This window comes from Citrobacter sp. LJND-P06 (assembly GCF_058188415.1).
Genome location: NZ_CP187317.1, coordinates 4,351,699 through 4,364,998, shown reverse-complemented (window position 1 = coordinate 4,364,998; position 13,300 = coordinate 4,351,699). Strand labels below are relative to the sequence as shown.

The 13,300-nt window shown below is 52.8% G+C and carries 7 protein-coding genes; 2 read left to right on the top strand and 5 right to left on the bottom strand.

Going from position 1 to position 13,300, the window contains the following annotated elements; translation table 11 throughout:
• The first annotated feature begins 263 nt into the window (after positions 1-263).
• Positions 264-4,292, top strand: coding sequence for a DNA-directed RNA polymerase subunit beta (gene rpoB / locus ACO7SM_RS20545; protein WP_301703131.1), 4,029 nt, complete (start codon positions 264-266; stop codon positions 4,290-4,292).
• 76 nt (positions 4,293-4,368) lie between these two features.
• Complete coding sequence (gene rpoC / locus ACO7SM_RS20540; protein WP_490469031.1) at positions 4,369-8,592, top strand: DNA-directed RNA polymerase subunit beta'; 4,224 nt, start codon at positions 4,369-4,371, stop codon at positions 8,590-8,592.
• 115 nt (positions 8,593-8,707) lie between these two features.
• Here the strand turns inward: rpoC and ACO7SM_RS20535 are convergent, their stop codons facing one another.
• From ACO7SM_RS20535 to thiG, 5 genes are all read right to left on the bottom strand, one after another.
• Complete coding sequence (locus ACO7SM_RS20535) at positions 8,708-9,025, bottom strand: PTS lactose/cellobiose transporter subunit IIA (protein WP_490469030.1); 318 nt, start codon at positions 9,023-9,025, stop codon at positions 8,708-8,710.
• Positions 9,026-9,029: 4 nt separating this feature from the next.
• Complete coding sequence (locus ACO7SM_RS20530; protein ID WP_490469029.1) at positions 9,030-9,335, bottom strand: PTS sugar transporter subunit IIB; 306 nt, start codon at positions 9,333-9,335, stop codon at positions 9,030-9,032.
• 181 nt (positions 9,336-9,516) lie between these two features.
• The gene (locus tag ACO7SM_RS20525) at positions 9,517-11,058 is read right to left on the bottom strand and encodes a sensor domain-containing diguanylate cyclase (RefSeq protein ID WP_490469028.1); all 1,542 of its coding nucleotides are present in this window, start codon (positions 11,056-11,058) and stop codon (positions 9,517-9,519) included.
• A gap of 341 nt (positions 11,059-11,399) precedes the next feature.
• Positions 11,400-12,533, bottom strand: coding sequence for a 2-iminoacetate synthase ThiH (thiH, locus tag ACO7SM_RS20520; protein ID WP_490469027.1), 1,134 nt, complete (start codon positions 12,531-12,533; stop codon positions 11,400-11,402).
• Complete coding sequence (gene thiG / locus ACO7SM_RS20515; protein ID WP_490469026.1) at positions 12,530-13,300, bottom strand: thiazole synthase; 771 nt, start codon at positions 13,298-13,300, stop codon at positions 12,530-12,532. Before thiG ends, thiH begins: the two co-directional genes overlap by 4 nt.

The following is a 13,300-nucleotide window of genomic DNA, read 5'->3' as shown; positions in this document are numbered from 1 at the left end:
TCACCAGCCTTTTTGCGCTGTAAGGCGCCAGTAGCATTTCACACTGTTTGACTACTGTTGTGCCTTTCAATGTTTGTTTCTATCGACGACTTAATATACTGCGACAGGGTGCTCGCTCTGTGTAAATCGCAACGAAATGGTTTAAGCGTGATAGCAACAGGCATTGCGGAAAGTAATCAATTTTCCGATCAACAAAATAGTGTTGCACAAACTGTCCCTTCGTCGGACAGATGGGTCGACTTGTCAGCGAGCTGAGGAACCCTATGGTTTACTCCTATACCGAGAAAAAACGTATTCGTAAGGATTTTGGTAAACGTCCACAAGTTCTGGACATACCTTATCTCCTTTCTATCCAGCTTGACTCGTTTCAGAAGTTTATCGAGCAAGATCCTGAAGGGCAGTACGGTCTGGAAGCAGCCTTCCGTTCCGTGTTCCCGATTCAGAGCTACAGCGGTAATTCCGAGCTGCAATACGTCAGCTACCGCCTTGGCGAACCGGTGTTTGACGTTCAGGAATGTCAGATCCGTGGCGTGACCTATTCCGCACCGCTGCGCGTCAAACTGCGTCTGGTGATCTACGAGCGCGAAGCGCCGGAAGGCACCGTAAAAGACATTAAAGAACAAGAAGTCTACATGGGCGAAATTCCGCTCATGACTGACAACGGTACCTTTGTCATCAACGGTACTGAGCGTGTTATCGTTTCTCAGTTGCACCGTAGTCCGGGCGTCTTCTTTGACTCCGACAAAGGTAAAACCCACTCTTCGGGTAAAGTACTGTATAACGCGCGTATCATCCCTTACCGTGGTTCCTGGCTGGACTTCGAATTCGATCCGAAGGACAACCTGTTCGTACGTATTGACCGTCGCCGCAAACTGCCTGCGACCATTATTCTGCGTGCGCTGAACTACACCACTGAGCAGATCCTTGACCTGTTCTTTGAGAAAGTTGTTTTCGAAATTCGCGACAACAAGCTGCAGATGGAACTGGTGCCGGAACGCCTGCGTGGTGAAACCGCATCTTTTGACATCGAAGCTAACGGCAAAGTGTACGTCGAAAAAGGCCGTCGCATTACTGCGCGCCACATTCGCCAACTGGAAAAAGACGATATCAAACATATCGAAGTTCCGGTTGAATACATTGCTGGCAAAGTAGCCTCTAAAGACTACGTTGACGAATCTACTGGCGAGCTGATCTGCGCAGCGAACATGGAGCTGAGCCTGGATCTGCTGGCTAAGCTGAGCCAGTCTGGCCACAAACGTATCGAAACGCTGTTCACCAACGATCTGGACCACGGTCCGTACATCTCTGAGACTGTACGCGTCGACCCAACCAACGATCGTCTGAGCGCGCTGGTAGAAATCTACCGCATGATGCGCCCGGGTGAACCGCCGACACGTGAAGCGGCTGAAAGCCTGTTTGAGAACCTGTTCTTCTCCGAAGACCGCTATGACCTGTCTGCGGTTGGTCGTATGAAGTTCAACCGTTCTCTGCTGCGCGACGAAATCGAAGGTTCCGGTATCCTGAGCAAAGACGACATCATTGAAGTGATGAAGAAGCTCATCGATATCCGTAACGGTAAAGGCGAAGTCGATGATATCGACCACCTCGGCAACCGTCGTATCCGTTCCGTAGGCGAAATGGCGGAAAACCAGTTCCGCGTTGGCCTGGTACGTGTAGAGCGTGCGGTGAAAGAGCGTCTGTCTCTGGGCGATCTGGATACCCTGATGCCTCAGGATATGATCAACGCCAAACCGATTTCTGCAGCAGTGAAAGAGTTCTTCGGTTCCAGCCAGCTGTCTCAGTTTATGGACCAGAACAACCCGCTGTCTGAGATTACGCACAAACGTCGTATCTCTGCACTCGGCCCAGGCGGTCTGACCCGTGAACGCGCAGGCTTTGAAGTTCGAGACGTACACCCGACTCACTACGGTCGTGTATGTCCAATCGAAACGCCTGAAGGTCCGAACATCGGTCTGATCAACTCCCTGTCCGTGTACGCACAGACTAACGAATATGGCTTCCTTGAGACGCCGTACCGTCGTGTTGTTGATGGCGTGGTGACTGACGAAATTCATTACCTGTCTGCTATTGAAGAAGGCAACTTCGTTATCGCTCAGGCGAACTCCAACCTGGATGACGAAGGGCACTTTGTAGAAGATCTGGTTACCTGCCGTAGCAAAGGCGAATCCAGCTTGTTCAGCCGCGACCAGGTTGACTACATGGACGTATCCACCCAACAGGTGGTATCCGTCGGTGCGTCCCTGATCCCGTTCCTGGAACACGATGACGCCAACCGTGCATTGATGGGTGCGAACATGCAACGTCAGGCGGTTCCGACTCTGCGCGCTGATAAGCCGCTGGTTGGTACCGGTATGGAACGTGCTGTTGCCGTTGACTCCGGTGTAACTGCGGTGGCTAAACGTGGCGGTACCGTTCAGTACGTGGATGCTTCCCGTATCGTTATCAAAGTTAACGAAGACGAGATGTACCCGGGCGAAGCAGGTATCGACATCTATAACCTGACCAAATACACCCGTTCTAACCAGAACACCTGTATCAACCAGATGCCGTGTGTGTCTCTGGGTGAGCCGGTTGAACGTGGTGATGTGCTGGCAGATGGCCCGTCCACTGACCTCGGTGAACTGGCGCTCGGTCAGAACATGCGCGTGGCGTTCATGCCATGGAACGGTTACAACTTCGAAGACTCCATCCTAGTTTCCGAGCGTGTTGTTCAGGAAGACCGTTTCACCACTATCCACATTCAGGAACTGGCATGTGTGTCCCGTGACACCAAGCTGGGGCCAGAAGAGATCACCGCTGACATCCCGAACGTGGGTGAAGCTGCGCTCTCCAAACTGGATGAATCCGGTATCGTTTATATCGGCGCAGAAGTGACCGGTGGTGACATTCTGGTCGGTAAAGTAACGCCGAAAGGCGAAACTCAGCTGACCCCGGAAGAGAAACTGCTGCGTGCAATCTTCGGTGAGAAAGCGTCTGACGTTAAAGACTCTTCTCTGCGCGTACCAAACGGTGTTTCCGGTACGATCATCGACGTTCAGGTCTTTACTCGCGATGGCGTAGAAAAAGACAAACGTGCGCTGGAAATCGAAGAGATGCAGCTGAAGCAGGCGAAGAAAGACCTGTCTGAAGAACTGCAGATCCTCGAAGCTGGACTGTTTAGCCGTATCTACGCGGTACTGGTTGCCGGTGGCGTTGAAGCTGAGAAGCTCGACAAACTGCCTCGCGATCGCTGGCTGGAACTCGGCCTGACCGACGAAGAGAAACAGAATCAGCTGGAACAGCTGGCTGAACAGTACGACGAACTGAAGCACGAGTTCGAGAAGAAACTCGAAGCGAAACGCCGCAAAATCACTCAGGGCGACGATCTGGCACCGGGCGTGCTGAAGATTGTTAAGGTTTATCTGGCGGTTAAACGTCGGATCCAGCCTGGTGATAAGATGGCAGGTCGTCACGGTAACAAGGGTGTTATTTCTAAGATCAACCCGATCGAAGATATGCCTTACGATGAAAACGGCACGCCGGTAGACATCGTACTGAACCCGCTGGGCGTACCGTCTCGTATGAACATCGGTCAGATTCTGGAAACCCACCTGGGTATGGCTGCGAAAGGTATCGGCGATAAGATCAACGCCATGCTGAAACAGCAGCAAGAAGTCGCGAAACTGCGCGAGTTCATCCAGCGTGCGTACGATCTGGGCTCTGACGTTCGTCAGAAAGTTGACCTGAACACCTTCACCGATGATGAAGTTCTGCGTCTGGCTGAAAACCTGAAAAAAGGTATGCCGATCGCAACGCCGGTCTTCGACGGTGCGAAAGAGTCTGAAATCAAGGAACTGTTACAGCTGGGTGGCCTGCCGACTTCCGGTCAGATCACACTGTTCGACGGTCGTACCGGTGAGCAATTCGAGCGCCAGGTTACCGTTGGCTACATGTACATGCTGAAACTGAACCACCTGGTTGATGACAAGATGCATGCGCGTTCTACCGGTTCTTACAGCCTGGTTACTCAGCAGCCGCTGGGTGGTAAGGCGCAGTTCGGTGGTCAGCGCTTCGGGGAGATGGAAGTGTGGGCGCTGGAAGCATATGGCGCGGCATACACCCTGCAGGAAATGCTCACCGTTAAGTCTGATGACGTGAACGGCCGTACTAAGATGTATAAAAACATCGTAGACGGTAACCATCAGATGGAGCCGGGCATGCCAGAATCCTTCAACGTACTGTTGAAAGAGATTCGTTCGCTGGGTATCAACATCGAGCTGGAAGACGAGTAACTCTCGCTCAAACAGGTCACTGGTGCTGGCGTAACAGCCAGCACCAGATTGTGCTAACTCCGACGGGAGCAAATCCGTGAAAGATTTATTAAAGTTTCTGAAAGCGCAGACTAAAACCGAAGAGTTTGATGCGATCAAAATTGCTCTGGCCTCGCCAGACATGATCCGTTCATGGTCTTTTGGTGAAGTTAAGAAGCCGGAAACCATTAACTACCGTACGTTCAAGCCTGAGCGTGACGGCCTTTTCTGCGCCCGTATCTTTGGGCCAGTAAAAGACTACGAGTGCCTGTGCGGTAAGTACAAGCGCCTGAAACACCGTGGTGTGATCTGTGAGAAGTGCGGCGTTGAAGTGACCCAGACTAAAGTACGCCGTGAGCGTATGGGCCACATCGAGCTGGCGTCTCCGACTGCGCACATCTGGTTCCTGAAATCTCTGCCGTCCCGTATCGGCCTGCTGCTCGATATGCCGCTGCGCGATATCGAACGCGTACTGTACTTCGAATCCTATGTGGTTATCGAAGGCGGTATGACCAATCTGGAACGCCAGCAGATCCTGACTGAAGAACAGTATCTGGATGCGCTGGAAGAGTTCGGTGACGAATTCGATGCGAAGATGGGTGCGGAAGCTATTCAGGCCCTGCTGAAGAGCATGGATCTGGAGCAAGAGTGTGAAACTCTGCGCGAAGAGCTGAACGAAACCAACTCTGAAACCAAGCGTAAGAAGCTGACCAAGCGTATCAAACTGCTGGAAGCGTTCGTTCAGTCTGGTAACAAACCAGAGTGGATGATCCTGACCGTTCTGCCGGTTCTGCCGCCAGATCTGCGTCCGCTGGTTCCGCTGGATGGTGGTCGTTTCGCAACGTCGGATCTGAACGATCTGTATCGTCGCGTTATCAACCGTAACAACCGTCTGAAACGTCTGTTGGATCTGGCTGCGCCGGACATCATCGTACGTAACGAAAAACGTATGCTGCAGGAAGCGGTTGACGCCCTGCTGGATAACGGTCGTCGCGGTCGTGCGATCACCGGTTCTAACAAGCGTCCTCTGAAATCTTTGGCCGACATGATCAAAGGTAAGCAGGGTCGTTTCCGTCAGAACCTGCTCGGTAAGCGTGTTGACTACTCTGGTCGTTCTGTAATCACCGTAGGTCCATACCTGCGTCTGCATCAGTGCGGTCTGCCGAAGAAAATGGCACTGGAGCTGTTCAAACCGTTCATCTACGGCAAGCTGGAACTGCGTGGCCTCGCCACCACCATCAAAGCCGCTAAGAAAATGGTTGAGCGTGAAGAAGCTGTCGTTTGGGATATCCTGGACGAAGTTATCCGCGAACACCCGGTACTGCTGAACCGTGCACCAACACTGCACCGTCTGGGTATCCAGGCATTTGAACCGGTACTGATCGAAGGTAAAGCTATCCAGCTGCACCCGCTGGTTTGTGCGGCATACAACGCCGACTTCGATGGTGACCAGATGGCTGTTCACGTACCGCTGACGCTGGAAGCCCAGCTTGAAGCGCGTGCGCTGATGATGTCTACCAACAACATCCTGTCTCCGGCGAACGGCGAACCTATCATCGTTCCGTCTCAGGACGTTGTATTGGGTCTGTACTACATGACCCGTGACTGTGTTAACGCCAAAGGCGAAGGCATGGTGCTGACTGGCCCGAAAGAAGCTGAGCGTATTTATCGCGCTGGCCTGGCCTCTCTGCATGCGCGCGTTAAAGTGCGTATCACTGAATACGAAAAAGATGAAAACGGCGAACTCGTTGCGAAAACCAGCCTGAAAGACACGACCGTTGGCCGTGCCATTCTGTGGATGATCGTACCGAAAGGTCTGCCTTTCTCCATCGTCAACCAGGCGCTGGGCAAGAAAGCAATCTCCAAAATGCTGAACACCTGTTACCGCATTCTGGGTCTGAAGCCGACCGTTATCTTCGCTGACCAGACGATGTACACCGGCTTTGCTTATGCAGCGCGTTCAGGTGCATCTGTTGGTATTGATGACATGGTCATCCCAGAGAAGAAACACGAGATCATCTCTGAAGCGGAAGCTGAAGTTGCTGAGATCCAGGAGCAGTTCCAGTCTGGTCTGGTCACCGCGGGCGAACGCTATAACAAAGTTATCGATATCTGGGCTGCGGCGAACGATCGTGTATCCAAAGCGATGATGGACAACCTGCAAACTGAAACCGTTATTAACCGTGACGGCGTAGAAGAGCAGCAGGTGTCTTTCAACAGCATCTACATGATGGCCGACTCCGGTGCGCGTGGTTCTGCAGCACAGATACGTCAGTTGGCAGGTATGCGTGGTCTGATGGCGAAGCCAGATGGCTCCATCATCGAAACGCCAATCACCGCGAACTTCCGTGAAGGTCTGAACGTACTCCAGTACTTCATCTCGACGCACGGTGCGCGTAAAGGTCTGGCGGATACCGCACTGAAAACGGCGAACTCCGGTTATCTGACGCGTCGTCTGGTTGACGTTGCACAGGATCTGGTCGTAACCGAAGACGATTGCGGCACTCTCGAAGGTATCACCATGACCCCGGTTATCGAGGGTGGTGATGTTAAAGAGCCGCTGCGCGATCGCGTTCTGGGTCGTGTGACTGCAGAAGACGTTCTGAAGCCGGGTACGGCGGACATTCTGGTTCCTCGCAATACGCTGCTGCACGAACAGTGGTGTGACCTGCTGGAAGCGAACTCCGTTGACTCCGTCAAGGTACGTTCTGTTGTATCTTGTGACACCGACTTTGGTGTATGTGCGCACTGCTATGGTCGTGACCTGGCGCGTGGCCACATCATCAACAAAGGTGAAGCCATCGGCGTTATCGCGGCACAGTCCATCGGTGAGCCGGGTACACAGCTGACGATGCGTACGTTCCACATCGGTGGTGCGGCATCTCGTGCGGCTGCTGAATCCAGCATCCAGGTGAAAAATAAAGGTAGCATCCGTCTGAGCAATGCGAAGTCGGTTGTGAACTCCAGCGGTAAACTGGTTATCACCTCCCGTAACACCGAACTGAAACTGATCGACGAATTCGGTCGTACCAAAGAAAGCTATAAAGTGCCTTACGGCTCCGTTATGGCGAAAGGTGATGGCGAACAGGTTGCTGGCGGCGAAACCGTTGCAAACTGGGATCCGCACACCATGCCGGTTATCACCGAAGTGAGTGGTTTTGTCCGCTTCACTGACATGATCGACGGCCAGACCATTACTCGTCAGACCGACGAGCTGACCGGTCTGTCTTCTCTGGTGGTTCTGGATTCTGCAGAGCGTACTGCGGGTGGTAAAGACCTGCGTCCGGCACTGAAAATTGTTGATGCTCAGGGCAACGATGTTCTGATCCCAGGCACCGATATGCCTGCTCAGTACTTCCTGCCGGGTAAAGCGATTGTTCAGCTGGAAGATGGTGTACAGATCAGTTCTGGTGACGCTCTGGCGCGTATTCCTCAGGAATCCAGCGGTACCAAGGACATCACCGGTGGTCTGCCGCGCGTTGCGGACCTGTTCGAAGCACGTCGTCCGAAAGAGCCGGCAATTCTGGCGGAAATCAGCGGTATCATTTCCTTCGGTAAAGAAACCAAAGGCAAGCGTCGTCTGGTGATCACGCCGTTAGACGGTAGCGATCCGTACGAAGAGATGATTCCGAAATGGCGTCAGCTCAACGTGTTCGAAGGTGAACGTGTAGAACGTGGTGATGTGGTTTCCGACGGTCCGGAAGCACCGCATGACATCCTGCGTCTTCGTGGCGTACACGCGGTAACGCGTTACATCACCAACGAAGTACAGGACGTATACCGTCTGCAAGGCGTTAAGATTAACGATAAACACATTGAAGTTATCGTTCGTCAGATGCTGCGTAAAGCGACCATCGAAAGTGCAGGTAGCTCCGACTTCCTGGAAGGCGAGCAGGTTGAATACTCCCGCGTCAAGATCGCTAACCGCGACCTGGAAGCGAACGGCAAAGTTGCGGCAACATATTCCCGCGACCTGCTGGGTATCACCAAAGCGTCTCTGGCAACCGAGTCCTTCATCTCTGCAGCATCGTTCCAGGAGACCACGCGTGTCCTGACCGAAGCAGCAGTAGCGGGCAAACGCGACGAACTGCGCGGTCTGAAAGAGAACGTCATCGTGGGTCGTCTGATCCCGGCCGGTACCGGTTATGCGTACCACCAGGATCGTATGCGCCGCCGTGCCGCTGGCGAATTGCCTGCAGCACCGCAGGTGACTGCTGAAGATGCGACTGCCAGCCTGGCAGAGCTGCTGAACGCAGGCCTGGGTGGTTCTGACAACGATTAATCGTTGAAAGCCATAATAAAAAACCCGCTTCGGCGGGTTTTTTTTTGCCTTCAGGCATGTCGTTTGTAGGCCGGATAAGTCGCTTGTGACGCCATCCGGCAAAACACGACGCGTATTAATTTACCGGCGGCAATCGACGATAAAGTTCAATCATATCCCCCGCCAGATCCTGAATCACCATGGCGTTCATCAGATGATCCTGGGAGTGAACGGTGATGAGATTCACCGGTAATTTGCCCGTGCCTTCGTCAATACCGATAAGCTGCGTCTGGATTTTATGCGCCGCTTTAACGTAATCGCGTGACTCTTCCATCGCCTGCTCTGCACCTGCAAAATCGCCTTTACGTGCCAGTTGTAGTGCTGTCAACGCCTGGCTGCGCGCGGTACCGGCGTTAACCAGTAACTCCATGATGATAGTTTCTAACTCTTCCATGTTCTTACTCCATAAGCTTAAGGGCTTTCTCCAGCACGACATCGCCTTTCATCATGCCGTAATCCATCATATCGATCACTGCGACTTTCTTCCCTAATGGGTCGGCAAGCGCCTGAAGCTTCGCCTGCTCGTACTTCACCTGTGGACCAAGCAGGACAATATCCGCCGCAGCAATATTCTCTTTGAATTCAGCAACAGGAACAGCCTTGATACTGACCTCAACGCCTTTTTTTTGCGCAGCGTCTTGCATGCGTTGTACCAACATACTGGTGGACATTCCGGCAGCACAGCATAAAACGATATTCTTCATAATTGGCTCTCACAATTTCCCTGGTCATTCATCTTTAGTCCCTGACAGGGGAGAGGACAACTGTCTTAAAGTGAATGTGTGTAAAGCATCACAAAGATACGCCATAAAAAATGAAACCGGTTACGGTAAGACTGGAAGCATCAAAAAGGCCCGTCTCTGCGGGCCTGGTGCTTTAGGATATTTACAGAAGAGGCGTTGGCAGGATACGGTTTTTTCCCTGCTGTTTGGCGAGATAAAGCGCTTCATCGGCACCGATGATTAACTGCTCCAGCGATTCCATATTCCACTCTTTCATACCCGCGCTGAAGGTGACGGTCAGATTCTCTTCGCGCCAGGTTCTCTGCGCTATGATCGTGCGCCATTGTTCAAGCAACGTGAAAGCCTCCTTAGCATGTTCACCCGCAAAGAGAACGGCAAATTCTTCACCCCCATAACGGTAAAGGGAAACAGAATGGGGCTGCATCACCTGAATGCCTTCACGCGCCACGTTACGCAGAACAATGTCGCCGCTCAGATGTCCCCAGGTGTCGTTGATAGATTTAAAATTATCAATGTCCACCAGCGCCAGGGTGAAGGGTTGGTGATCGTTCATCAGCGCGGCAATGTCACTGTCGAATGCACGACGGTTTTTGCAGCCAGTCAGTGCGTCAATTGTCGCCTGGCGGACATAGGCCATCTCACGTTCTTTATTTAACTCGATGGCCTTACTGAGCATGGCTTCCAGGCGGGGTGCCCGATTAACATCTCCGGTCTTGATGGCGTTGATGATGTTCATCAATACCGTTCGGGAGGTATGACGTAGATAAAGCCCAAACAGTACGACCATCATGGCTGCCAGCGCTAATCCCCAGGACACAATATTGGTTTCGTGACGAGTGAGATCCATCAGCATGGTGTCAGACACCCGGTAAACGACAAACCAGTCTGGATTCGTAAATGAATAGTAGTAGTACCAGACATTACTTGTTGAATCGAAAACATACCCTTCGCCACTGGTCATCCTGTCCATCAGTTTTTCACTGATATACGGCTTAAATAACGCGCCAGTATCCGGATGTAGTACAACTTTCCCATCACGGTCAGCGACAAAAAATTCTCCCTGAACAGGGGCAACCATCTGGCGCAGGGTATAACTCATTGACGTGAGATCAAGGTGAAACGCGATACTGCCTTTCAGTCTGCCTTCAGGTGAAATGACTGGCTTGTAGATGGCCACCGTTGGGTAATGGGTGAAGTAGTCCATGTGAGGATTTGTATAGTGGCTGAATGTACTGGCTTTTGCCTGGTGTACAAACCAGGGGCGCGTTTTTGCATCAAAGGCTTTGCTATTTTCATCGGTTAACACTTCCGGGGCTCGCAGGTAGTTGCCCTCAGTATCCGCCAGCGAAATGGAAGAGACGGTTGGCATCAGCGTCTGTAACTGCATTAGCAACCTCAGGCCTTCCTCTGGGTCGATATTCACCGTTTCATTTAACTTGTCGTCACGAGAAAAGAAGGTCGCCGCGCGCGCGAGGATATAGTCGTTTTCGCGTAGCAACGACTCCGTATAGTTAACCGCAAGGTTGTGCGTGAAATTGCGGTTAATGTTGTGGTAATCCTCCAGGAAATCTTTTCGCTGCGTGAAGGTGATGAAAATTGCGATCAGAATAAAACTGAGCAAAATCCCCCCGAAGCTCACCAGCATGGGGGTCGTGAAGGAAAGTCGTCTATTGTGGCGTGCCATGGGCTGTGGGTCATCCCTGAAGGTGTAAGTCCTGAAAAGGTGAGTAAAGCCGACAACAGAGTTCCGTACATCAGGACAGAATGTATGCAATTATAGCTGTGAGGGTATAGCTAAAGATGATTTATCTTAAAAACAAATAAGATTATCTCTGCTTATGTCGTAAATAAAATTTTGTGCTACACAGCGGTTTGGAGCAGGGCGAAAATGAGGAAGAAAAATTCCGCCCTGGTCAGCTTCCGTTGCTGACATCGACAACATAAAAAAACGGGAGTCTGAATACCATCTCCCGTTTTTTACATTACGTATGGGCTCGTAACTTATTCAACTGATTACAATATGATTCACCGCGCTTGCGAGGCTCGCCCCAAAAAACTGTCCCAGTCTTTCCAGACCGGCTGTAATCCTTGCGCCGCCAGCGCCCCGGCAACGTCTTCAGGACGCCGGGCGTCGTGCGGAGAAAACTGCTCCAGTTCAGGATTTTCGTCAGCATAACCGCCTGGTTGTGTCTTCGAAAATGCGCTGACATTGTTAATCGCCAGGGGGATGACGTGATCGCGAAACCACGGTGATTCACGCGTAGAGAGCGACAGTTCTATCTCAGGAGCAAGCAGGCGAAACGCGCAGATGGTTTGTACCAGTTGACGTTCATCCATGATGGACGCTGGCTCAATCCCTCCCGTACACGGACGCAGACGTGGGAAAGAGATTGAGTAGCGGCTCTGCCAGTACTGTTTCTGCATCCAGAGCAGATGCTCAGCCACCATATAGCAATCTACCCGCCAACTGTCAGACAGACCAATCAGCGAACCCAGACCGATTTTATCGATCCCCGCACGACCCAGCCTGTCTGGTGTTTCCAGTCGCCAGAAGAAGTCCTGCTTTTTACCTTTCAGATGGTGCTGTGCGTACATCGTCTGATGGTAGGTTTCCTGATAGACCATTACGCCATCCAGCCCCAGGGTTTTGAGCTCGGCGTACTCTGCTTCTGACAGTGGTTGCACTTCCATCTGTAAAGAGGCGAACTGGCGGCGGATGGCAGGCAGATGGCGGCGAAAGTAGTCCATGCCCACTTTCGCCTGATGCTCCCCGGTCACCAGCAGCAGGTGCTCAAATCCCAATGCGCGAATGGCTTCACATTCACGGGAAATCTCTTTGTCATCCAGTGTCTTGCGCTTGATGCGATTGCTCATTGAAAAGCCGCAATAGGTGCAGTCATTGGCGCAAAGGTTGGAAAGATAGAGTGGAACGTAAAGACTGACCGTATTACCAAACCGCTGGCGGGTAAGGCGTTGCGCTTTTTGTGCCAGCGGCTCGAGGTACGCGCTTGCCGCAGGAGAGAGCAGCGCCATCATGTCATCGCGATCCGGTTGCGTGGCGTTCAGCGCCCGTTCGACATCGGCAGCCGTTTTGCTGTTGATGCGCAGACGGATATCGTCCCAGTCCAACTCGCGCCAGCGGTCGGTGAACGTTTTCATGCCGATGTCTCCAGAAAACCGGTCAACGGGCTGGTGGGGTGAGCCTGTGTACTGCGTCTTCCCGGTACGGCCTGTCGCGCCAGAATGCCCGCTTCTACAGCCAAACGGAAGGCCTTCGCCATCATCACCGGATCGTCAGCCACTGCAATCGCCGTATTGACCAGCACGGCGTCGGCGCCCATTTCCAGGGCCTGTGTGGCGTGACTGGGGACACCGATCCCCGCATCGACGACGACCGGGACGGTTGACTGCTGGATAATAATCTCCAGCATGGCGCGGGTTTCCAGCCCCTGATTTGAACCAATCGGCGCGCCGAGCGGCATCACGGCGGCGCAGCCGACCTCTTCAAGGCGTTTACACAGCACCGGGTCGGCACTGCAGTAAGGGAGAACCACAAATCCCTGTTTGACCAGCGCCTCGGCGGCTTTCAGTGTTTCTATCGGATCCGGCAGCAACCAGCGCGCGTCAGGGTGAATTTCCAGTTTCAGCCAGTGAGTGCCTAGCGCTTCCCGCGCTAATTGTGCGGCAAAGATAGCCTCCTCCGCCGTTTTGGCGCCAGAGGTATTGGGCAGCAGCGTGACGCCCGCTTCCCGCAACGGCGCCAGAATAGCGTCATTGTGCTGGCGCAAGTCAACGCGCTTCATCGCCAGCGTCACAAGCTGGCTGCCGGAGGCGCGAATCGCCTCTGCCATTAAAGATGAAGAGGCGAATTTCCCTGTCCCCGTGAACAGGTGTGAGTCGAACGTTTTATCTGCGATACGTAGCAT